General features: G+C 69.1%; 22 protein-coding genes and 1 pseudogene. 14 read left to right on the top strand and 9 right to left on the bottom strand.

Annotated elements, in window-relative coordinates:
• Nucleotides 1-96: 96 nt before the first annotated feature.
• Both RV045_RS04365 and RV045_RS04360 read right to left on the bottom strand, forming a co-directional pair.
• Nucleotides 97-501 carry an RnfH family protein gene (locus tag RV045_RS04365; protein ID WP_423234549.1) on the bottom strand — a complete coding sequence of 135 codons (405 nt, stop codon included), beginning with the start codon at nucleotides 499-501 and terminating at the stop codon, nucleotides 97-99.
• The gene (locus tag RV045_RS04360) at nucleotides 501-959 is read right to left on the bottom strand and encodes a type II toxin-antitoxin system RatA family toxin (RefSeq protein ID WP_423234548.1); all 459 of its coding nucleotides are present in this window, start codon (nucleotides 957-959) and stop codon (nucleotides 501-503) included. Before RV045_RS04360 ends, RV045_RS04365 begins: the two co-directional genes overlap by 1 nt.
• Before the next feature lie 82 nt (nucleotides 960-1,041).
• Here RV045_RS04360 and smpB point away from each other — a divergent pair.
• Together smpB and RV045_RS04350 are read left to right on the top strand one after the other, a co-directional pair.
• Nucleotides 1,042-1,515 (top strand): annotated as a pseudogene (gene smpB / locus RV045_RS04355) (SsrA-binding protein SmpB); the annotation flags it as partial.
• A gap of 30 nt (nucleotides 1,516-1,545) precedes the next feature.
• Nucleotides 1,546-2,763, top strand: coding sequence for a sensor histidine kinase (locus RV045_RS04350; protein WP_423234547.1), 1,218 nt, complete (start codon nucleotides 1,546-1,548; stop codon nucleotides 2,761-2,763).
• Here the strand turns inward: RV045_RS04350 and RV045_RS04345 are convergent.
• Entirely contained in the window at nucleotides 2,699-3,370 is a 672-nt protein-coding gene (locus RV045_RS04345; RefSeq protein ID WP_423234546.1) for a response regulator, read from the bottom strand. The genes RV045_RS04350 and RV045_RS04345 overlap by 65 nt on opposite strands.
• 103 nt (nucleotides 3,371-3,473) lie before the next feature.
• Nucleotides 3,474-4,325, bottom strand: a complete 852-nt coding sequence (locus tag RV045_RS04340; RefSeq protein WP_423234545.1) for an HDOD domain-containing protein — start codon at nucleotides 4,323-4,325, stop codon at nucleotides 3,474-3,476.
• 232 nt (nucleotides 4,326-4,557) lie between these two features.
• Here RV045_RS04340 and rpoH point away from each other — a divergent pair, with 232 nt between their 5' ends.
• Together rpoH and RV045_RS04330 are read left to right on the top strand one after the other, a co-directional pair.
• Complete coding sequence (rpoH, locus tag RV045_RS04335; protein WP_423234544.1) at nucleotides 4,558-5,529, top strand: RNA polymerase sigma factor RpoH; 972 nt, start codon at nucleotides 4,558-4,560, stop codon at nucleotides 5,527-5,529.
• A gap of 14 nt (nucleotides 5,530-5,543) precedes the next feature.
• A complete protein-coding gene (locus tag RV045_RS04330) occupies nucleotides 5,544-6,647 on the top strand; it encodes a Gfo/Idh/MocA family protein (RefSeq protein ID WP_423234543.1) in 1,104 nt (367 codons plus the stop codon).
• Here RV045_RS04330 and RV045_RS04325 read toward each other — a convergent pair.
• Nucleotides 6,629-7,228 (bottom strand): YitT family protein, encoded by a 600-nt coding sequence (locus RV045_RS04325; RefSeq protein ID WP_423234542.1) that lies wholly within the window; start codon nucleotides 7,226-7,228, stop codon nucleotides 6,629-6,631. The two genes, RV045_RS04330 and RV045_RS04325, sit on opposite strands and share 19 nt — an antisense overlap.
• A gap of 80 nt (nucleotides 7,229-7,308) precedes the next feature.
• Between RV045_RS04325 and ileS the strand changes: the two genes are divergently transcribed.
• The 6 genes from ileS (at nucleotide 7,309) to RV045_RS04295 (ending at nucleotide 14,421) form a co-directional block, all read left to right on the top strand.
• The gene (gene ileS, locus RV045_RS04320) at nucleotides 7,309-10,356 is read left to right on the top strand and encodes an isoleucine--tRNA ligase (protein ID WP_423234541.1); all 3,048 of its coding nucleotides are present in this window, start codon (nucleotides 7,309-7,311) and stop codon (nucleotides 10,354-10,356) included.
• On the top strand, nucleotides 10,353-10,871 hold the full coding sequence (lspA, locus tag RV045_RS04315; protein ID WP_423234540.1) for a signal peptidase II: 519 nt from the start codon (nucleotides 10,353-10,355) through the stop codon (nucleotides 10,869-10,871). The genes ileS and lspA overlap by 4 nt, the downstream gene beginning before the upstream one ends.
• On the top strand, nucleotides 10,868-11,473 hold the full coding sequence (locus RV045_RS04310) for a UbiX family flavin prenyltransferase (protein ID WP_423234539.1): 606 nt from the start codon (nucleotides 10,868-10,870) through the stop codon (nucleotides 11,471-11,473). The genes lspA and RV045_RS04310 overlap by 4 nt, the downstream gene beginning before the upstream one ends.
• 28 nt (nucleotides 11,474-11,501) lie before the next feature.
• A complete protein-coding gene (locus tag RV045_RS04305) occupies nucleotides 11,502-12,662 on the top strand; it encodes an enoyl-CoA hydratase/isomerase family protein (RefSeq protein ID WP_423234538.1) in 1,161 nt (386 codons plus the stop codon).
• A 3-nt stretch (nucleotides 12,663-12,665) separates the two neighbouring features.
• Nucleotides 12,666-13,811 (top strand): aminotransferase class V-fold PLP-dependent enzyme, encoded by a 1,146-nt coding sequence (locus RV045_RS04300; RefSeq protein ID WP_423234537.1) that lies wholly within the window; start codon nucleotides 12,666-12,668, stop codon nucleotides 13,809-13,811.
• 118 nt (nucleotides 13,812-13,929) lie between these two features.
• Nucleotides 13,930-14,421: an Lrp/AsnC family transcriptional regulator gene (locus RV045_RS04295; RefSeq protein ID WP_423234536.1), complete on the top strand. Its 492-nt coding sequence runs from the start codon at nucleotides 13,930-13,932 to the stop codon at nucleotides 14,419-14,421.
• A gap of 6 nt (nucleotides 14,422-14,427) precedes the next feature.
• Here RV045_RS04295 and RV045_RS04290 read toward each other — a convergent pair whose 3' ends face one another.
• Nucleotides 14,428-15,351, bottom strand: a complete 924-nt coding sequence (locus RV045_RS04290; protein ID WP_423234535.1) for a methyltransferase domain-containing protein — start codon at nucleotides 15,349-15,351, stop codon at nucleotides 14,428-14,430.
• 57 nt (nucleotides 15,352-15,408) lie between these two features.
• On the opposite strand from RV045_RS04290, the gene RV045_RS04285 reads away from it, so the two are divergent.
• The gene (locus tag RV045_RS04285) at nucleotides 15,409-16,236 is read left to right on the top strand and encodes a ComF family protein (protein ID WP_423234534.1); all 828 of its coding nucleotides are present in this window, start codon (nucleotides 15,409-15,411) and stop codon (nucleotides 16,234-16,236) included.
• A gap of 33 nt (nucleotides 16,237-16,269) precedes the next feature.
• Here the strand turns inward: RV045_RS04285 and RV045_RS04280 are convergent, their stop codons facing one another.
• Genes RV045_RS04280 through RV045_RS04270 form a run of 3 tightly spaced genes read right to left on the bottom strand, consistent with a single transcriptional unit; the run spans nucleotide 16,270 to nucleotide 18,312 of the window.
• Nucleotides 16,270-16,473 carry a hypothetical protein gene (locus RV045_RS04280; protein ID WP_423234533.1) on the bottom strand — a complete coding sequence of 68 codons (204 nt, stop codon included), beginning with the start codon at nucleotides 16,471-16,473 and terminating at the stop codon, nucleotides 16,270-16,272.
• A complete protein-coding gene (locus tag RV045_RS04275; protein ID WP_423234532.1) occupies nucleotides 16,470-17,300 on the bottom strand; it encodes a BPSS1780 family membrane protein in 831 nt (276 codons plus the stop codon). The genes RV045_RS04280 and RV045_RS04275 overlap by 4 nt, the downstream gene beginning before the upstream one ends.
• Before the next feature lies 1 nt (nucleotide 17,301).
• Entirely contained in the window at nucleotides 17,302-18,312 is a 1,011-nt protein-coding gene (locus RV045_RS04270) for a homoserine kinase (RefSeq protein WP_423234531.1), read from the bottom strand.
• Between RV045_RS04270 and RV045_RS04265 the strand changes: the two genes are divergently transcribed.
• The 3 genes from RV045_RS04265 to RV045_RS04255 are packed head-to-tail and all read left to right on the top strand — an operon-like array spanning nucleotide 18,311 to nucleotide 21,616.
• Nucleotides 18,311-19,255 carry a squalene/phytoene synthase family protein gene (locus RV045_RS04265; protein ID WP_423234530.1) on the top strand — a complete coding sequence of 315 codons (945 nt, stop codon included), beginning with the start codon at nucleotides 18,311-18,313 and terminating at the stop codon, nucleotides 19,253-19,255. The two genes, RV045_RS04270 and RV045_RS04265, sit on opposite strands and share 2 nt — an antisense overlap.
• Nucleotides 19,256-19,274: 19 nt before the next feature.
• On the top strand, nucleotides 19,275-20,132 hold the full coding sequence (hpnD, locus tag RV045_RS04260; RefSeq protein WP_423234639.1) for a presqualene diphosphate synthase HpnD: 858 nt from the start codon (nucleotides 19,275-19,277) through the stop codon (nucleotides 20,130-20,132).
• 2 nt (nucleotides 20,133-20,134) lie between these two features.
• On the top strand, nucleotides 20,135-21,616 hold the full coding sequence (locus tag RV045_RS04255; protein ID WP_423234529.1) for a hydroxysqualene dehydroxylase: 1,482 nt from the start codon (nucleotides 20,135-20,137) through the stop codon (nucleotides 21,614-21,616).
• Nucleotides 21,617-21,639 lie beyond the last annotated feature (23 nt).

Raw genomic sequence — 21,639 nt, 5'->3', positions numbered from 1 at the left:
TCATCGATGAAATCAAAACCTGCATCAGGCTTTGTTGAACAATCGACTTGATCTTGCCATACACAGAAAATCAGTGAACCCGGGCAAACCCTTGATTCAGGCGCGATCTGGAGAATCCGCCTTGATCGGCGCCCGCCCCCGCCGCCTCGATACCCCTGTCCCCGCCGCCTGCTGGCTGGCGTGGCGCAGGTGGCGCGCGGTTTTGGGATCGACCTGCAGGGCGCGCCAGCATTCCAGCCGATCGCCCGCCACCAGCCGCGTGTCGGCACGCGCCGCCCGGCCCCAGACGCCCACCTGCCAGGGGCCGTGCACGGCCGAATCACCCAGCGCGGCGGCCAGATCCACTTCAGGCGGGAAAACGCCCTGCTGCTGCGCCCGGGTGGCCAGGCTCAAGGCCGTATCTTCTGCGGACAGAGACAGGCGGGCGCTGCGCACCTCGCCCTGCGGCGTGACGTAAACGGCCAGGACCGCAGGATCAGCCCGAGCAGCATCCTGCGCCATCAGCGCTTGCCGTACAGCGCCTGCGCGCGGCGGGTGAATCCATCGACAAAGGTGCTGACGATGCGGTCGAACACGGGCGACAGCACCAGCTGCAGCGGCAGGCTGGAGAAGCGGTAGTTCAGCTCGAAGGTGGCGCGGGTGCCCGCTGCTGCGCCTTCGGGGCCGGTCTGACCGATGGGCACGAACTGCCAGCCGCCTTCCAGCGCCGAAAATGGGCCATCGTGCAGCGTCATGCGCACGGCGCGATCCACCTCGTGGACGTTGCGTGTGGTGAAATGGTTCTTCACCCCGGCAAACGCCAGGTGCACGCGGGCCAGCACGCCATCGTCAAAAGTCTGCAGAATCTCGGCCCTGGGGCACCAGGGCAGGAACTGCGGGTAGGCAGGAACATCGGTGACTATCGTGTACATCTCGTGCGCCGTGTAAGGCAGCAGCACCGATCTCTGGACGTGTTTCATGGCGGAGGGCCGACGGGGCCTCGTTTGGTGTTTGCGGCAAAGGTCACGATAATAGCGCGCTCCCTGCGCTCAGGAAAAACCGGAAAAACGCCCCATGGCCCCCATTGCAGAAAACCGCCGCGCCCGCTTCGAATACCACCTTGAGGAACAGTTCGAGGCAGGCATCGTGCTGGAGGGCTGGGAGGTCAAGGCCATCCGCGCCGGACAGGTCCAGCTCACCGACGGCTATGTGCTGGTCCGTGATGGCGAGCTGTACCTCATCGGCTGCCGCATCAACGCGCTGCGCACGGCCTCCACCCACGTCAGCCCGACCGCCGAGCGCACGCGCAAACTGCTGATGCACAAGGCGGAAATCAAGAAGCTGATGGGCAAGGTCGAGCAGCGCGGCTACACGCTGGTGCCGCTCAACCTGCACTACAAGGGCGGGCGTGTGAAGGTGGACGTCGCGCTGGCCAAGGGCAAGGCCGAGCACGACAAGCGCGACACCATCAAAGAGCGCGACTGGCAGCGTGAAAAAGGTCGCCTCATGCGGCACAAAATCTCCGGCCCGTCTTGAAGCGCCAGGGGCGACTGCCATAATCGGCCCATGATAGGGACTTCACCGGGCTGGGAATGGCTGCTGCTGGGCGCGCTGATGCTGTTGTGCGCCCTGATGGGCTGCCTGCTCGCCCTGTGGTGGATGCAGCGCAGCAACAGCACGCCGCTGTCCATTCACGTTTCCAACTCCAACATCCAGCCCGCCAGCACGCCAGCGCCGTCCAGTGGGCCGGTGTTTGTCAGCGCGGGGCTGCCTGCCACGGCCACCTTGCCCGAAGCGGTCGCTCCTGCCAGCCCCAGCGCGCCGGCGGACATGCCGCAGCAGCTGAGCCTTGGGATGGCGCAGCAGCTGGTCACGCCGCTGCAGGTGGCGCTGACGCCGCTGCTGACCCACGCGCTGGACGAGGCCCTGCAGCAGCACATGGACGAGCGCCTGAACCGCCTGGTGCGCGACCTGCACGAATCCGCGCAGACCGGCCTGCAGCGCGATCCGGAAGGCAGCGCCGACACCGCCGCGCTGGAGCGCCTGAGCCAGGTCCACGCCCAGCTCGCCGAACAGGAGCAGCTGACGTTTTCGGTCTCGCACGACCTGCGCGCGCCCATCCGCGTGGTCGAGGGCTTTGCCCGCATCCTGAAAGAGGATTACGGCCACGCGCTGGACCGCATCGGGCTGGACCACATTGACCGCATTCTGGGCGCTTCGGCACGCATGAACGGCATGATCGATGCGGTGCTGACCCTGGCGCGGCTGTCCTCGCAGCCGCTGCAGCAGCAGCCGGTCAACCTGTCGCAGCTGGCGCGTTACGTGATCGACGATCTGCAGCGCGCCAGCCCGCAGCGCCAGGCGCAGATCGACATCGCCCCCGATCTGATGTGCCACGGCGACCCGACGCTGCTGCGCGTGCTGCTGGAGAACCTGCTGGGCAACGCCTGGAAGTATTCGGCCCGCCAAGCGCACACCCACATCGTTTTTGACGTGAGCGAGCGGCGCGGCGGCGACCCGATTTACCGCATCAGCGACAACGGCGCGGGCTTTGACATGCGATTTGCTGACCGGCTTTTCGGCGTTTTCCAGCGCCTGCACAGCGCCAGCGATTTCCAGGGCACCGGCGTGGGGCTGGCCTCGGTGCGGCGCATCGTGCGGCGCCACGGCGGCGACATCTGGGCTGAATCCACGCCCGGAGAAGGGGCGCGGTTCTACTTCACCCTGGCCGCGACAGCGTCTGCACTGCCGCAATCACCTGCTGCGCCATCTGCGCCAGACTGAGCCCCTGACGCTGCGCCGCTGCGCGCAGCCAGGCCAGCGCCCCCGCCGCATCCAGGCTGTGCCGGTGCATGACAATGCCGGCCGCCAGCGCCACGGGCGTGGGCAGGGTGTCGTCGGCAGGATCGGCCACGGGTTCTGCCGGCGCGACAGCGGGAGCAACAGGCGCCGGGGCGATGCGCACTGACCCGGTATCGACATCGGCCTCGGGGAGCGGGGGCAGCGCGCGCGGAGGCCGCGACTGCGCTTCCAGGCAGGCGCGCTCGACAATCGGCGTGATGCGGGCGATGTCGAGCGGCTTGGTCAGATAGGCCAGCGCCCCGAGGCGTTCGACCTCGGCCAGCGTGGCCGGATCGGCGAAGGCCGACAGAAACACAAAGGGAATATCCAGTGCGTCGCGCAGGTACTGCGCCACATCGAAGCCGTTCTTGCCCTGCATGCGGATGTCCAGCAGCGCCAGATCGGGCCGATGCTCGCGCGCCAGCAGGATGGCCTCGTCGCCATTGTCGGCCTTGAGCACCTCGAAACCCGCCTGCGTCAGACCATGGACCACGGTCAGCAGGACCAGTCGGTCATCGTCAACGGCGAGGATTTTTCCTTTGGCGGGCATGGGCGGCGGTGCTGAAAGCGATGATGCATTGTGCCGTAAAGCGCTGCGCCCAAGCTGCGCGGCAGCACCGGGAAAACCGCACAGTTCTGACGCTGCGTCTGAATCAGTGGATCAGTTCGTCCACCCCGGAAGTGATCCCGGACCAGGGCGGCAGCCAGCCGTCGATGTCAGCGGCCGACAGCTGCACATGCTGCAGCAGATCGCCCTGGACCTCGGGCAGCGCCTGCGCCATCGCGACCCCCACGCGGCGCACATCGGCGGCTACGCTGGCCAGGCGCAGCGTGGCGCCCAGGCGGTTGAAGGGGCGGAGCTCCAGCGGGTCGGCCGCTGCCGCCAGTGCCTGCACCAGCGCGGGCGGGAAGCGCCAGTGGCGTGCCAGCTCGGCAGTCACCTCGGGATGACTGCAGCCGATCAGCGAGCGTTCGTAACCCATCACCGCATCCACTGCCAGTCCGGCGAGGCGCTGGGCCTGCAGTGTGCGCTGGGCGTCGAACTGCAACATCAGCAGCTGCCCCGAGCGCAGCAGCAGGCCACACAGCCAGGCCACATCGGCGTCCTGCCCCAGCGGCGCCGCCAGATGCCTGGCGCACACCGACGTGGCGATCGCACCCTGCCAGAAAGCCACCCGGTCCAGCCCCGGATGCACCGGGAAAGCGCCCACCAGGCAGGCCGCCAGGGTCAGGTCGCGCAGCGTGCGCAGCCCCAGCGAGGATGCCGCATCGCGCAGGGTCCGCGCGCCGTGGCTGCCGCCGTAGCGCGCCGAATTGGCCAGCCGCAGCACTTTGACCGCCAGCGCCGGGTCGCGAGCGATCAGCGCAGTGATCTCATCCAGCGTGATGCTGTCGCGCTCCAGCGAATCCAGCAGCCTTGCCGCCACTTCGGGCATGGCGGGCAGACTGCTGGCGTGCTGAAGCACGGGCCTCAGCAGGTCAAAAATGGGCGGCGAAGCGGTCATGGGGGCTTTCTGTCTGGAAGAGTTATTCAGATCATCCGCTTTCGCTATGGAAAACCATCCTGCGAATAGAGGCTTTGCCGCCGCCATTTCGGCCGTGTTTCGCCCTCATTCCGGTCCGATGTCGCACGGATTCCGGCAGGCACAGACCTCGCTTAGCACTCTCGCGCAAAGAGTGCTAACATGTTTCCCGTTTGAATTCCAGTCCTTGCCCATAAAGGTTAACCCGCACCGAATGAACGCCCTGACGCTTGAGTCTTCTGCCCTGAATGCCACCCGCGCTCTGGTCCCCGGAATGCAGCGCGCCGTCGCGCGCGACCCCTGGGCCGCCCTGCCCTCGCTGGGCAATCTGCAGGCCTACATCCAGGCGGTGCAGCACATGCCGCTGCTCAGCCCCGAGGAAGAGCGCTCGCTGGGGCAGGATCTGCGCGCCACGGGCAACGTCCAGGCCGCCGGAAAGCTGGTGCTGTCGCACCTGCGCCTGGTGGTGTCGATCTCGCGCCAGTACCTGGGCTACGGTCTGCCGCAGGGCGATCTGATCCAGGAAGGCAATGTCGGCCTGATGAAGGCGGTCAAGCGCTTCGACCCCGAGCGCCAGGTGCGCCTCGTGACCTATGCCATCCACTGGATCAAGGCCGAGATTCACGATTTCATCCTGCGCAACTGGCGCATCGTCAAGCTGGCGACGACCAAGGCACAGCGCAAGCTTTTCTTCAACCTGCGCAGCATGAAACACGATCTGGCGGCGGACGCAGAAGCGCCGTCCAGCACGTTGACGTCCGAACAGGTGGATTTTGTGGCCCGCGACCTGGGCGTGAAGCCCGACGAGGTGCGCGAAATGCAGATGCGCATGGGCGGCGCCGACGTGGCGCTGGAAGCCAGCGCCGACGACAGCGAAGAAACCGCGGCCCGCGCGCCGCTGCACTTCCTGGGCGATGCGCGCAGCGAGCCCACGCGCCAGCTGGAAGCGCGCCAGCGCGAGCATCTGGGCAGCGATCTGCTGCCTGCCGCGCTGTCCCGCCTGGACGAGCGCAGCCAGCGCATCGTCCAGGCACGCTGGCTGCAGGAGCACGACAGCGGCGAAACGGGCGGCGCCACGCTGCACGAGCTGGCTGCCGAGCTGGGCATCAGCGCCGAGCGCGTGCGCCAGATCGAGGCCGCCGCCTTCAAAAAGCTGCGCCTCGCGCTCGCCGATCAGGCCGCCTGAGCCCTCTCAAACGCATGAGCGCTCCGGCAGCCCTGAATGTCGCACTGGTCGGCATGGGCTATGCCGGGCAGACCTTCCACGCCCCGCTGATTCTGGCCGAATCCGGCCTGCGCCTGACGCATGTGATCAGCTCGCAGCCGGACACCGTGCGTGCCGTGCTGGCAGCGCGTGGCGGGCCGCAGGGCGTGCACATCGCCCCTGACCTGGCGCCTGCGCTGGCCGATCCGGGCGTCGATCTGGTCGTACTGGCTTCGCCCAACAGCGCGCACGCCCCGCAGGCGCTGGCCGCACTGGCGGCGGGCAAGCACGTGGTCATCGACAAGCCCATGGCGCTGGACGCCGCACAGGCGCAGACGCTGGCCGATGCGGCCACGGCCAGCGGGCGACATCTGTCGGTGTTCCACAACCGGCGCTGGGACGACGATTTTCTGGCCGTTCAGGCCCTGCTGCACTCCGGCCTGCTGGGCGAGGTGCGCCACGCCGCGCTGTCTTTTGACCGCTTCCGCCCGCAGCCGCGCGAGCGCTGGCGCGAAAGCCCGGCCCCCGGCGGCGGCCTGTGGATGGACCTCGGACCGCACCTGATCGATCAGGCGCTGCGCCTTTTTGGTGCGCCGCAGCAGATTTGGGCGCGGCTGGACACGCTGCGCCCCGGCGGCCAGGGCGTGGACGACGCCGTCGCCCACCTGTTTTACGCCAGCGGCCTGCGCGTGACGCTGCAGGCCTCAATGCTGACCGCCCAGCCGCGCCCACGCTTTGCGCTGCACGGTACTCACGGCAGCGCGCACACACTGGGTCTGGACGGGCAGGAGGATGCACTCAAGGCCGGTCACACGCCGGGCCAGCCCGTCGAAGGCCGCCCCTGGGGCGCCAGCGGGCGCACTTTGAACCTGGCGCTGGCGGACGCGTCCGGCCAGATCAGCACCCGCACGCAGGCCCTGCCCTGCGGCGATTACGGCGCCTACTGGCGCGGGCTGGTGGCGCACCTGCGCGGCGCAGGCCCTGCACCGGTTTTGCGGGAAGAGGTGCTGGCCGTGATGCGGCTGCTGGATGCGGGCGCGGCCAGTTCAGAATCCGGCCGGGTTCAGGGTACGGCGGGCGTTCAGGACACCCCGAGATAGCGCCCCGGGCGATGGTTGAGCGCCAGCGTCAGATTCAGCATCACCGCGCCCGCCACCGACAGCATCACCGACGTCCAGGGCACTTCGGCCAGCGCCAGCAGCACGATGCAGCAGTCGATGGCCATCTGGATCTGGCCCGCGCGCCAGCCGTAGCGCTCCTGCAGATAGATCACCAGCACATTGATGCCGCCCAGCGAGGTGCGGTGGCGGAACAGGATCAGCATCCCGACGCCCATCAGCAGGCCGCCCAGGATCGCGGCAAACAGCGGCTGGACCGGCCCCAGCGTGATCCAGCGCGGAAAGACATTGATCCACACCCCCAGCAGCGCCACCGCCGCGATGGTGCGCAGTGTCATCGCCGGGCCCAGCTTGTACCAGGCCAGAACGTAAAACGGCAGGTTGACCAGGGTGAGCAGCAGGCCCATGTTCCAGCCGCCCAGGTAGTGCAGCAGAAAGCCGATGCCCGTGGTGCCGCCCGTGAGCAGGTGGGCACTCTGATACATCAGCACGCCCAGCGCGACGAGCGCGGTGCCATTGATCAGGGCCAGAAGGTCTTCGTGCCAGCGGTGTTTTTTGCTCATGTCACCCTAGAATATACCCCTTGCGCCACCCCGCCCGACAGGGCATGTGGCGCCCCTTTTCGCCCTCAACCGAGCACGGCATGACTTCCCCCGACACCGGCGCCGCCGCTTCTGGCGCGCGCAAAAATTCCCCCAAATCCGGCAGCGCCAAAGGCGATGCGGCCAGCGCCCGCTACGGCCACACGCTCAATCTGCTGGACACCGCTTTTCCCATGCGCGGCGATCTGCCCAAGCGCGAGCCCGGCTGGGTCCAGGCCTGGGACGAACAGGGCCGCTACCAGGCCCTGCGCGCCCTGTGCAGCCACCGCCCGCGCTTTGTGCTGCACGACGGCCCGCCCTACGCCAACGGCCAGCTCCATCTGGGGCACGCGGTCAACAAGGTGCTCAAGGACGTCATCGTCAAATCGCGGCAGATGCTTGGTTTTGATGCGCATTACATCCCCGGCTGGGACTGCCACGGCCTGCCCATCGAGAACGCCATCGAGAAGCAGTTCGGCAAAAGCCTGTCGCGCGACGACATGCAGGCCAAAAGCCGCGCCTACGCCTCCGAGCAGATCGACCAGCAGCGCGCCGATTTCAAGCGCCTGGGCGTGCTGGGCCAGTGGGATCACCCCTACAAGACCATGGACCGCGTCAACGAGGGCACGCAGATTCGCGCCTTCAAGCGCGTGATCGAGCGCGGTTTCGTCTACCGCGGCCTCAAGCCCGTGTACTGGTGCTTTGACTGCGGCAGCTCGCTGGCCGAGTTCGAGATCGAATACGCCGACAAGAAATCCGACACGCTGGATGTCGCCTTCGAGGCCGACGACCGCGCCGCACTGGCCGCCGCTTTTGGCCTGCCCGCGCTGCCCGGTGAAGGCGCCGGCAAGAAAGCCTTCGCGGTGATCTGGACGACGACGGCCTGGACGCTGCCCGCCAACCAGGCGCTCAACGCGAATCCCGAGCTGGATTATTCGCTGGTCGACACCCCGCGCGGCCTGCTGCTGCTGGCCGCCAGCCGCGTCAGCGACTGCCTGGCGCGCTACGGTCTGGACGGCCAGGGCCACGTTCTGGCGACCATCAAGGGCGAAGCACTGCGCGGCCTGGTCTTTCGCCACCCGCTGTGGGACACCGACCCCGGCTACCGCCGCACTTCGCCGCTCATCCTGGCCGATTACGTCACCGCGCAGGACGGCACGGGCCTGGTGCACTCGTCGCCCGCCTACGGCCTGGACGATTTCAACTCCTGCCTGGCGCACGGCTTCACGCTGGACGACATCCTCAACCCCGTGCAGGGCAACGGCATCTACGAGGACGCGCTGCCGCTGTTTGGCGGCATGAACATCTGGAAGGCCTGCCCGCGCATCATCGAGGTGCTGGGCAGCAGCGACCGCCTGATGGCCACGACGCCGATCACGCACAGCTACCCGCACTGCTGGCGCCACAAAACGCCGGTGATCTACCGCGCCGCCGCGCAGTGGTTCATCCGCATGGACGAGGGCGAGGGCATTTTCACCACCGACAAGGCGAAGCAGCCGCTGCGCCAGCTCGCGCTGGACGCCATCGACCAGGTCGCGTTCTACCCCGAAAACGGCCGAACGCGCCTGCGCGACATGATCGCCGGGCGGCCCGACTGGTGCATTTCGCGCCAGCGCAGCTGGGGCGTGCCGATTCCCTTCCTGCTGCACAAGGTCACGGGCGAACCGCACCCGGACACGCTGGCGCTGCTGGACCGCGCCGCCGACATCGTCACCGAAGGCGGCATCGAGGCCTGGAGCCGCACCGAAGTGGCTGATCTGCTGCCCACGCACGAGGTGGGCGATTACGCCAAATCGACCGACATCCTGGAGGTCTGGTTCGATTCGGGCTCGTCCTTCTTCCACGTCTTCCAGGGCAGCCACCCGGGCGAAGGCCTGGAGGACGGCAGCGGCGCAGCGGCCGACCTCTACCTGGAAGGGCACGACCAGCACCGGGGCTGGTTTCACAGCTCGCTGCTGCTGGGCTGCGCCCTGAACGACCGCGCGCCCTACAAGGCGCTGCTGACCCACGGCTTCACCGTGGACGGCCAGGGCCGCAAGATGAGCAAATCCATCGGTAACACGGTGGCGCCGCAGGTCATCAGCAGCAAAATGGGCGCGGAAATCATCCGCCTGTGGGTGGCTTCGACCAATTACTCGGGCGATCTGGCCATCGACGACAACATCCTGGCGCGCGTGGTGGACGGCTACCGCCGCATCCGCAACACGCTGCGCTTCATGCTGGCCAACCTGGCCGATTTCGATCCGGCCCGCAATGCCCTGCCCGTGGCGCAGTGGCAGGCGCTGGACGCCTGGGCCGTGCGCCGCGCCCAGAGCGTGCAGGCCGAGATCGCCGACCATTACCGCAACTACGATTTCCACCCCATCGTGGCGCGGCTGCAGACCTGGTGCTCCGAGGATCTGGGCGCCTTCTGGCTGGATGTCATCAAGGACCGCCTCTACACCACGCCCCGGAACAGCGCCGCGCGGCGCAGCGCGCAGACCGCGCTGTGGCACGTGCTGCAGGCCATGCTGCGCTGGATGGCGCCGGTGCTCAGCTTCACCGCCGAAGAGGCCTGGGGCGATCTGCTCAAGCAGTGCCCCGACGCCACGCCGCAGGCGCAAAAAGACGCAGGCCTGTTCAGCCAGACGCTGTGGGACTGGCCGGGGCTGGAAGGCCTCTCCAGCCTCACCGGCGGCGACAGTGCCGAATCGGCCGACGCCTGGCTGGCTGGCTGGGCGCGCATCGTGCTGATCCGCGAGCGCGTCAACAAGGCGCTGGAAGACCTGCGCGCTGCAGGCCAGATCGGCGCGGGCCTGCAGGCGCGGGTCACGCTGGCGCTGAACCCGGCGGATTTTGCGCTGCTGCAAGCCTTGGGCGACACGCTGAAGTTCATCCTGATCACGTCTGAGGCGCGCATCGAGCCGCTGTCCGCCAGCGATGGCGACGATGCCGAAGCGCGCATCACCGTGGAATCGCTGGTGGAGGCGCCGGGCTTCGGCAAGTGCGAGCGCTGCTGGCACTACACGCTGGACGTCGCACCCGAAGCCGCCGCTGCGCCCGCGCTGCCCGGCCTGTGCGCCCGCTGCACCACGCACGTGCAGCAGGCCAGTGCCGGAGCCTCCGCATGAGCGCCGCACGCCGCCGCAGCCCGGGCGGATCAGCCGCCGCCTGGCCCTGGCTGGTGATTGCGCTGCTGGTCATCGTCATCGACCAGCTCAGCAAAACCTGGATCGTGCAGAACCTGCAACTGGGCCAGGGCTTTGTTGTCACCTCCTTTTTCAACATCGTGCGGGCGCACAACACCGGCGCGGCCTTCAGCTTCCTGGCGGGCGCCGACGGCTGGCAGCGCTGGTTTTTCACCGGCTTTGGCCTACTGGCCTCGGCGCTGATGGTCTGGATGATTCACCGCCAGCGCGAGCAGAAGCTCTTCGCCTTCGCCGTCTGCATGATTCTGGGCGGCGCGCTGGGCAACGTCATCGACCGTTTCATCCACAGCCATGTGATTGATTTTCTTCAGTTCCACTGGGGTGGCCGTTACTTCCCGGCCTTCAACGCCGCCGACAGCGCCATCACGCTGGGCGCTGCGCTGCTGATCGTGGACGAGCTGCTGCGCGTCTTCCGCGCCCGGGGAACGCGCCGATGAGCGCTCCTGCAGGCGCTGGCGCCGTCCCGCGCCGCATCGTCGTGGGCATCACCGGCGCGACCGGCATCGTCTACGGCATCCGCGCGCTCGAGGTGCTGCGGGCCTTGGGGATAGAGACCCACCTGGTCGTGTCGCGCGCGGGCGAACTCACCCGCGAGTACGAAACCGCCCTGAGCCGCGAACAGATGCACGCGCTGGCCGACCATGTTCACGCCATCCAGGACGTGGCCGCACCGATCGCCAGCGGCTCGTTCCGCACCATGGGCATGCTGATCGCGCCGTGCTCGGTGCGCACGCTGGCCGAAGTCGCCAGCGGTGTCACCACCTCGCTGCTGACGCGTGCCGCCGATGTCTGCCTCAAAGAGCGCCGCCCCGTGGTGCTGATGGTGCGCGAAGCGCCGCTGCACGCCGGACACATCCGCAACATGCTGGCGGTGACCGAAATGGGCGGCATCATCCACCCGCCGGTGCCCGCGTTTTACACCCAGCCGCAGACGATCGCCGCGCTGGTCGACGACACCCTGGGCCGGGTGCTGGACTGTTTTGGCCTGGACATGCCCGGCGCGCCACGATGGGGCGAGCCCGCGCCGCCACCCGCCTGAGTTTTTTCTGATTTTTCCGCGACCCATCATGACCGCTGACGCTGCCCCCCACCCGCCCGTGCTGATCGCCGAAGTGCGCAACCGCATCGGCCACCTTGTGCTCAACCGGCCACAGGCCCTCAACGCCCTGGATCTGGAACTGCTCACCGCGCTGGACACCCAGCTGCGCGCCTGGCAGGCCGACGACGGCGTGCGCGCCGTCGTGCTGCGCGGCGCGGGCGGAAAGGCCTTCTGCGCCGGGGGCGACATCCGCGCCCTCTACCACGCCGTGCGCGCCCGCCAGGCCTCGCCCACCGAGCCTGATCCGATGGCGTTCTTCCACATCGAATACCCGCTGGACCAGCTGCTGCACCAGTACGGCAAGCCTTATCTGGCCTGGCTGGACGGCATCGTCATGGGCGGCGGCATGGGCCTGGCGCAAGGGGCCAGCCTGCGCGTGGTCACCGAGCGCTCGCGCCTGGCCATGCCCGAAACCGCCATCGGCTACTTCCCCGATGTGGGCGGCAGCTTTTTCCTGTCGCGCATGCCCGGCGCTTTGGGCGAATACCTGGGCCTGTGCGGCGTGCCGCTGCTGGCTGCCGACGCCGTCGCGCTGGGCTGGGCCGACGTGGCCCTGCCCTCCAGCCTGCTGGACGAGCTGCTGGCCGCGCTGGACACCCTGGCCTGGCCGCCGCAGCGCGAGGGCGATCCGCGCCAGCGCCAGCGCGATCAGGCGACGCTGGCGCGGCTGCTGGGCTCGCTCGCCGAAGCCACCCAGCAGACCGGCCAGAGCTGGCCCGAAGCGGTGGTGCTGTCTCACCGGCCGTGGATCAACGCGCACTTCAGCCAGGAGAGCGTCCCCGCCATCCAGGCTTCGCTGCAGGCGGCTGCGGCGGACCACAGCGACGAAGCGCAGGCCGCCTGGGCGCGCGACACGCTGGCCCTGTTCGAGCGCCATTCGCCGCTGGCCATGGCCGTGACGCTGGAGCAGATCCGGCGCGGGCGCAACCTGACCCTGGAGCAGTGCTTCGCGCTGGAAACGCATCTGGACGCCCAGTGGCTGGAGCGCGGCGACCTGCTCGAAGGGGTGCGCGCCCTGCTGATCGACAAGGACAAAACCCCGCACTGGCAGCCCGACAGCCACAGCGCGGTCAGCGCCGGCCAGGTGCAATCCTTCTTCCCCCATCCCGAAACGGCCTCCAAGGAGTAAGCCATGACCGCCCTGCTGCCCCACATTGATCCCGATGGCCTGCTGGAATTTTCGGTGGTCTACACCGACCGCGCGCTCAACCACATGTCGCAGCGCTTCCAGGGCGTGATGCGCGATCTGTCGCGCCAGGTGCGTCAGGTCTACAACGCGCAGGCGCTTGTCATCGTGCCCGGCAGCGGCACCTCGGGCATGGAGGCAGTGGCACGCCAGTTCGCCAACGGCGAACACGTGCTGGTCGTGCGCAACGGCTGGTTCAGCTACCGCTGGACGCAGATTCTGGAAACCGGCGGCATCGCCCGCAGTCACAGCGTGTCCAAGGCGCGCCGCACGGCTGAGGGTGCTCAAGCCCCTTGGGCGCCTGCGCCGCTGGACGACGTCTGCGCCGCCATCGCCGCCGAAAAACCCGCCGTGGTGTTTGCGCCGCACGTGGAAACGTCCAGCGGCATGATGCTGCCGCCCGATTACATCCGGGGCCTGGCCGATGCGGTTCACGCGGTGGGCGGCCTGCTGGTGCTGGACTGCATCGCCTCCGGCGCCGAATGGATCGACATGCAGGACAGCGGCGTCGATGTGCTGGTGTCCGCACCGCAAAAAGGCTGGAGCAGCACGCCCTGCGCGGGCATGGTCCTGCTGGGCGAGCGCGCGCTGGCCAAAATCGACAGCACCTGCAGCAGCAGCTTCGCGCTGGACCTCAAGCAGTGGCTGGCCATCATGCGCGCCTACGAGAACGACGGCCACGCCTACCACGCCACGCTGCCCACCGACGGCCTGCGCCAGTTGCGCGACACCCTGGACGAAACCCTGGCGCGCGGCCTCACCGCCGTGCGCGACGCCCAGCGCGATCTGGGCCGCCAGGTGCGCGCCCTGCTGGCCCAGCACGGTTACCCCAGCGTGGCCGCACCGGGCTTCGAGGCCGCCGGGGTCGTCGTCAGCTACACCAGCGACCCTGAGATCCAGACTGGCCGCGCCTTCGTGCGCCTGGGCGTTCAGGCCGCCGCCGGAGTGCCGCTGCAGTGCGACGAGGGGCCGGATTACCGCGCCTTCCGCCTGGGCCTCTTCGGTCTGGACAAGTGGGGCGACGTGCCGCGCAGCGTGGGTCATGTGCGCACTGCGCTTGAAGCCCTGGCATCTGCACCACACAGCGGCTGATTTGTCCGGCGTGGCGCGGGCTTGTCGCAAGGTCGGGACCAGACCTCCGTTTTGTCCCTGTAAAATCTGCTGACTGGATTCGAAAATACCGATCAACAGAGTGCGACCGCACGACATCATGCCCAAAGCAGATCTCGACAAAACCGATATTGGCATTCTGGCCGCGCTGCAGAAAAACGGGCGGCTCAGCAATGTCGAGCTGGCCGAAACCGTGGCCCTGTCGCCCTCGCCCTGCCTGCGCCGCCTCAAGCTGCTGGAGGACAACGGCATCATCCAGGGCTATGTGGCGCGGCTGAGCCCGCAGGCGCTGGGGCTGGACATCCACGCCTTCGTGCGCCTGCAGGTGGACCGGCACAGGCCCGAAGCCGTTCAGGCCCTGCTGGATGCCGTGGCGTCCTGGCCGGAAGTCACCGGTTGCTTCAGCCTGGCGGGCGACACCGAGTGCCTGCTGGACATCCGCGCCAGCGACATGGCGCACTACGCCCGCTTCGTGCAGGAGCAGCTGCTGGCGCAGCCTGCCGTGCTCAGCGCCAGATCCAGCTTTGTGCTGCGCACCTGGAAAGACAGCACCGAACTGCCGCTGGACGCGCTGTCTGCCAGCGGCGACTGAGCGCGTTCAGCCAGACCGACGCTGCCGCAGCTGGCGGCGCATTTCGGCCAGATCCACCCGGGTTTCGGCCTCCACTTTGGGGGCGCGCGGCAGTTTGACCGCATGGCCGTAAACCACTTCCACCGTCAGATGCAGGCGGCCGTCGCTGGCGCGCAACTCGCGCTCCAGAGCGGCCAGCAGGCGCTGGCGCCACTGCGGCGTGCGCAGGCCCACAAAGCGCTGCGGGTGGGTGTTGCCCCAGAAATGGCGCAGCTCGTCCAGCAGACCGGCGGCGCTGGCATAGGTCAGCGTCAGGGTTTCCTGATCGACCACCGGGTCGCTGAAGCCTGCATCGACCAGGCGGTCGCCCCAGTCGTGCATGTCCACCCACTCGGGCAGGGCCTGACCCCAGCCTTCCATGTCGAAAATGCGCTGCAGCGCCCGCGCCGTCAAAGGCCCCAGGGTGCTGAACATCAGAACCCCGTGGTCGGCCAGCAGGCCAAACCAGCGCGCCAGCGTGTCGCGCACCGAGGCGCTGTGATGCAGGTTCAGGTTGGACCAGAGCAGGCCCACGGTCTGCGGTGGCGCCACAGCCAGATCACCGCCCAGCCAGCGCGGCAGCACGGCGCGCCAGCCCGCTGCGGGCGGTGGCGTGAAGGGCTCCAGCCCCGGCTGAGACCCCGCGCGCCACAACAGCGGCGGCAGGGGCTGGGCCGCCAGCAGCGGCAGGGATTCGTCCGGCCAGAGCGCTCCGTCCGCCAGCCAGACGGCGGCGCTGGTGGGGGGCTGGCGCAGCCAGGAGAGGCGGTCGGCCATGCGGGTCGCGATCTCCTGCGCCAGCCAGGGCGCCTGAGTACTGCCGGCCAGCCGCTGATGCTGACGACACAAAGCGGCAATCTGTGCAGCGGTCTGTGCAGCAGTCAGGGCGGCATCGGCGGAGTCTGGGGACATGGGAATCCCCCCGCAAGGGGGTGACCGGCTGAGAAGGGCCTCATTATATTGAGCCGCATGTTGCCCCTCGTCCGCCTGTGTCATGCCCTGGGCGATGCCCTGCGCCCCGCCCTGAACATCGCCGCCTGGCCCGAACTCGGGCGCTGGCCGCGCCAGTGCGCGCACTGCGCCGCCCTCTTCCGCCCGGCCCGTCCGGGCCTTGCAGGCGATGACCTGACCGTCCCCCAGCACCTGTGCCCCGACTGCTGCACCGCCCTGCTGCCCGGTACGCCGCGCTGCCGCCGCTGTGCGCTGCCGGGCAGCGGCAGAGCCTGCTGCCAGCCTGGGGAGTTCCCCTGGCACCTGGCCCTCGCCGGGGCCGACCACGAAGCGCCGTGGGCGCAGTGGGTCTGGGCGATCAAGTTCAGCCACAGCAGCGCCAGCCTGCGGGCCCTGGGGCCTTTGGTCGACGCGATGGAGCAGGCCGTGCAGCGCAGCCCGCACCACGATGCCGCGACCTGGCCCGACGCCCTGCTGCCCGCGCCGCAAAGCCCGGCCCGCTGGCGTGAGCGCGGTCACAGCCAGTCGCTGCTGCTGGCGCGGATGCTGGGGCGGCGTCTGCAGCGGCCAGTGCTCACGCAGGAGGTGCTGCGCCGCAGCGTTGCGGGCGCTTCTGCCGCGCACCAGATCGGCCTGACGCGGCGCGAGCGCTGGGACAACATGCAGCAGGGCTTTACCGCCGTCAGCCTGCAGGCGCAGCGGCTGATCCAGGGGCGCCACATCGCCCTGATCGACGACGTGATGACGACCGGCGCCACCGCCGCTGCGGCAAGCCAGCACCTGCTGGCGGCCGGGGCAGCCAGCGTTCAGGTCTGGGTGGCAACGCGCACACCCGCGCCGCAATAGGGGGCCAATCGGGCTGGCTTGGGCTGCGCGGGCTTATTCGTCGCCCGGCGTGACCATGTCCACTGCGCCGCCGACGGCCTTGACGCCGGTTTTGACCACGGTGCTGGTCACCGTCACCGCCGTGCTGGCGACGGCGTCGGCCACCGCCAGCACCGTACAGCCCGTGAACAGCGGCAGCGTCAGGGCCGCCAGCAGCAGGACCAGACGGCGCGGCGCCGGGGCAGATGGTGGGCTCATGGGGTGTTCTCCGGGTCGGTATCGGGCAGGGGGATGGGCGCTGCACGCACGACAAAACAATCGCGGTACATGGCGCCCAGTCCAAGATAGAACACCGCCGTCATCGGCAGTGACAGGATCAGGGCCAGAAAAACCAGCAGATTCACGCCACCGGCCAGCAGCGCCAGCAGCTGGACCGCCAGTGCCAGGCCCACCGCGAGCAGCCCGTAAGCCAGCAGGTAAAGCGTCAGGGGGACCTTGTTACGCCACAGCCCGATCAGGTTGGAGAACACACCCTGCGCCACCGTCTGGCGCTGCCACAGGATCAGGGCTGGAACGAACCAGAAGATGGTGGCCCAGATCGTCCACAGCGACATCTGCGTGGCCATGCCCCAGAACAGGTCCGGATTGGACATGGCCTGCTGCAGCTGGATCTCGGTGCTGTTGTCGTCCAGCATCACGGCGCGGACCTGGTCCACCGCGCCGTTATCGACCCACTGCGCCACCCAGGTCAGCAGGATCTGCCCGGCGGCGTAGATCAGCATCATGCGGACCAGCTCGGTGCGCCGGGCCGCATCGCGCAGCGGCGCCCACAGCGCCGACAGTGGCACGCGCACGCCTTCACGCACCAGATAAGCCGCCTGCACAAAGGCCTGCCCCAGCAGCGGCAGCGCCATATAGCCAATCCACAGACCGAACACCGGCACCACCGACACCAGCAGCAGCGCCATCATGAAAAAGGCCGGCAACCCGACCAGCGCCAGCGGCTGGCGACCAAACAGCCACAGTCCGTCGCGCAGCCACTGCAGGCCGCGCCGGGCGGGGTGAACGACAAGCGTGGTCGCCATCTCAGGCCTCCTGCGCCACGGCGGCGGCCAGGCGTTCGGCCACGGCGTCCATCTGCGCGCGGCGCAGGCGCACGATGCGCTCAAAGTGACGCGGATCGTGCGGCTTGAGCACGCTGGCCTCGCGCGGCAGGTGCCAGTCCCACAGCCGCGACAGCCAGAAGCGGAAGGCCGCCGCGCGCAGCAGCGCGGGCAGCAGCCGCAGCTCGACCGCGTCCAGCGGGCGCACCATCTGGTAGTGGCTGACCAGCGCGTCCAGGCGCTCGCCGTCCAGCTCACCGGTGGCCAGGTCGATGCACCAGTCGTTGATGCACACGGCCAGATCGAACATCAGCGCATCAACGCCCGCGAAGTAAAAATCGAAGAATCCGCTCAGGCGCGGGCCATCGGACGCCTGGACAAACATGGCGTTGTCGCGGAACAGATCGCAGTGCACGGCGCCCTGGGGCAGCGCGGCGGCATCGCTGCTCGCGTACATCTGCGAGAGCCAGGCCAGCTCGTCAGCCAGCAGCGCAGCCATGTCGTTCTCACCCGCTGCCTGCAGCAGCGGCGTGACTTCGGCCACCGTCGGCGCCCACCAGGACAGGCCGCGCAGATTGGGCTGGTGCAGCGCAAAACCGCGGCTGGCCAGGTGCATGTGCGCCAGCTGCAGGCCCAGCTGCTGACAGTGCGCCACCTGCGGCGCCAGTTCGCTGCGACCCTGCAGCCGCGTCACCACCGCTGCCGGTTTGCCGCACAGGCTGTGCACCAGCGCGCCGTCCGCGTCCGGCTGCGGGTCGGGCACGACCACGCCGTGGTGGGCCAGGTGGCGCATCAGCTCCAGATAGAAAGGCAGCTGCGCGTGGTTCAGGCGCTCGAACAGCGTCAGCACCCAGTCGCCCTGCGTGGTCGAGAGAAAGTAGTTGGTGTTCTCGATGCCGCCCGCAATGCCCTGCAGCGCCGTCACCTCGCCCAGCCCCAGCCGGGTGGACAGGGTCTGCGCGTCCGGGACCGTCACCGTCGTAAATACCGCCATGGCCGTGGCCCGCGTGTTTGGCGCGGGCAACGAGAACTTCCCCGTCGCGTCCTGGCTGTGTCCGCCGCAGCACCGGCCTGCGGTGATGGCGCTGTACCGTTATGCGCGCACCGCCGACGACATCGCCGACGAAGGCGACGCAGCCCCCGCAGATCGCCTGGCCGATCTGGCCGATTACCGCCAGACCCTGGACGCCGTGCTGGCCGACCCGCACGGCAGCGCCGCTGAGCACTGCCGCTGGCCGCAGGTGTTTGGCCCGCTGGCCGCCAGCCACGCACACTGGCACTGGCCCGCCGAACCGCTGCACCACCTGCTGGACGCCTTCGAGGCGGACGTGCGCCACCAGCCCATGCACAACGACGCCGCGCTGCTGGCCTACTGCCAACGCTCGGCCAACCCCGTCGGCCGTCTGCTGCTGCACCTGATGCGAACCAGCGGCGCCAAGCTGACCCACGGGGCTGAAGAGCAGTCAGACGCCCTGTGCACCGCCTTGCAGCTCGTCAACTTCTGGCAGGACCTGGCCGAAGACCTGGCCCGCGGCCGACGCTATCTGCCGCAGACCACGCGGGTCGCGGCAGGCCCTGCCGGAACGGCCAGCGCCCTGCGCCTGGCGCTGCTGCACGAACTGGCCCGCGCCGAAACCCTGCTGGCCCAGGGAGCCCCCCTGGCCTGGACGCTGAGCCACACCCCCGGTACACGTCGCTGGGGCTGGGAATTGCGCGCCATCGTCCAGGGCGGCGCGCTGCGTCTGCGACAATTGCGTCAGGCGCTGCTGTCAGGTTGGCCGCTGTGGCAGCAGGCGCTGCCCCGGTCGCGCGGCTTTGCGGCGCAGACGCTCCTGCTGGCACGGCGCTGGCCCATGCTGAAGCCGCTTCCTTCTCCGCTGATATCGCCGCTTTTGTCGCCAACGAAGGCGAAATCTTCTCACCCCCACGCAGGATGACTGCCACGCGCTCATGCCCATGACCCCGCAGGACACCGCCGAGCAGCACCTGGCGCGCAGTGGATCGTCGTTCTACTACGCCTTCCGCTTCCTGCCGGCCGCCCAGCGCGAAGCGCTGACGGCGTTCTACGCCTACTGCCGCGTCATCGACGATGTGGTGGACGAGGTCAGCGACCCGGGCGTGGCTTCGCGCAAGCTGGCCTGGTGGCGCCAGGAGGTGCAGCGCGCCTTCACCCCGGGCGGCGAACCCGTCCAGCACCCGGTGATGCGCGCGCTGCAGCCGCTGTGCCCGCGCTACGGGATCACGGCCGAGCATCTGCTGGCCCTGATCGAGGGCTGCGAGATGGACATCCAGCAGAACCGCTACCTGGATTTCCCCGGCCTGGCGCGCTACTGCCACCTGGTCGCGGGCGTGGTCGGCGAGGTGTCGGCGCTGATTTTCGGCCAGACCAACGCCGCTACCACCGCCTACGCCCACAAGCTGGGACTGGCGCTGCAGCTCACCAACATCCTGCGCGATGTTGGCGAAGACGCGCGGCGCGGGCGCATCTACCTGCCCATCAGCGACCTGCAGCAGTTTGATGTGAAGGCCGCCGAGATTCTGCGGCGCAGCAACCCCTGGGGCTACAGCGAGCGCTTCACCGCGCTGATGCAGTTCCAGGCGCAGCGCGCCCACGCCCTCTACGACGAGGCGCTGGCCCTGCTGCCAGCCGCCGACCGCAAAAACCAGCGCGTCGGCCTGATCATGGCGGGCATTTACCGCACCCTGCTGCGCGAGATCGAGCACGAGCAGTTCGCCGTGCTGCACCAGCGCATCGGGCTGACGCCGCTGCGCAAACTGTGGATCGCCACCCGGGTCTACTGGCTGGGCCGCTAGCTGTGGCCGGGCCCCGTGTGGCCGTGATGGGGGCGGGCTGGTCTGGCCTGGCTGCCGCCGCTCAGCTGCAGGACGGCGGCGCGCACGTCACCCTCTTCGACACCAGCCGCACGGCGGGTGGGCGGGCGCGCAGCCTGGCCGCGACAACGGACGACCTGCAGGGCGACCTGCGCCTGGACTGCGGCCAGCACATCCTGACCGGGGCCTGCACGCAAACCCTGGCGCTGATGCAGCGCGTGGGCGTGCGGCTGGACGAGGCCCTGCTGCGCATCCCGCTGACACTGCGCCACGCCAGTGGCCAGGGCGGCAGCGCCCCGGACGGCCCGCTGGCCCGCACCCTGCTGCGCGCCCTGCCGCCGGGCAGCGATATGGCGCTGGCCCTGGCGCTCTGGCGCGGCTGGACGCTGGCCGAGCGCCTGGCGCTGCTGCGCCGCCTGGCCACCTGGCAGCGCGGCGGCTTTGCGCTGGAAGCGGATGTGCCCGTGGCCCGGCTGTGCGCCGGTCTGCCGCCTGCCGTGGTGCGCGATTTCATCGCGCCCCTGGCGCTGTCGGCGCTGAACACGCCGCTGGCGTCGGCCAGCGGCCGCATCTTCCTGCACGTGCTGGCCACCACGCTGCGGCCCGATGCCGCCGTGCCCTGCGGCTGGCGCGGCAGCGATCTGCTGCTGCCGCGCCAGCCGCTGGACGATCTTCTGCCCGCGCCAGCGCTGCAGCACCTGTCGCGCCACGGCGCCACGCTGCGCCTGGGCGAGCGCGTGACCGCGCTGCTGCCAACCGCATCGCCACACGTTGGCTGGCGGCTGCAGACCTCGAAGACCCTGCAGAGCGCTGAAGAAGTTTTTGACCACGTCCTTCTGGCGACCCCGCTGCGCGCCAGCGCAACGCTGTTGCGCGAGCTGGCGCCAGACTGGGCCAACGCCGCGCAGGCCGTGCCGCACCAGCCCATCATCACCCTCTATCTGCGCCGCACGGACGCATCGGCCCGGGCACCGCTGCCGTGGCCCGCGCCGCTGCTGGCTTTGCGCGACAGTGCGAATCTGGCAGACGGGCGTCCGGCCCAGTTCGCGCTCGATCTGCAGGCGCTGCACGGTCAGCCGCTGATCGCCCTGGTCGTCAGCGCCGCTGCGCCCTGGCTGATGTGGATGCGGTCAAAGGGCCGCGATGCCCTGGCCGCACTGCTGCGCCACCAGCTGATGGCACAGGCCGGGCACACGTTCGCACCCGACGTGCAGCGCGCACCGCAGCAGCATCTGCCCGTCGCCGCCCTGCTGTGCGAGCGCCGCGCCACGCCCGAATGCCGCGTGGGCCTGCGCCGCCCGCCCGCGCAGGTGGCGACCGCGCACGGCGTGCTGCATCTGGCCGGTGACGCGCTGGACAGCCCCTGGCCCGGCACGCTGGAGGGCGCCGTGCGCTCGGGCCAGGCCGCGGCGCGGGCGACGCTGGACGATCTGGCAAGGCTCAGGCCGGTTCGTGCCGGGCGGTAAAATCGTCCTTTTTGTCTGGATTG

It is taken from the genome of Amphibiibacter pelophylacis, from assembly GCF_037688875.1.
Lineage (GTDB): Bacteria > Pseudomonadota > Gammaproteobacteria > Burkholderiales > Burkholderiaceae_C > Amphibiibacter > Amphibiibacter pelophylacis.
This window is presented reverse-complemented; position numbering and strand designations above follow the sequence as displayed.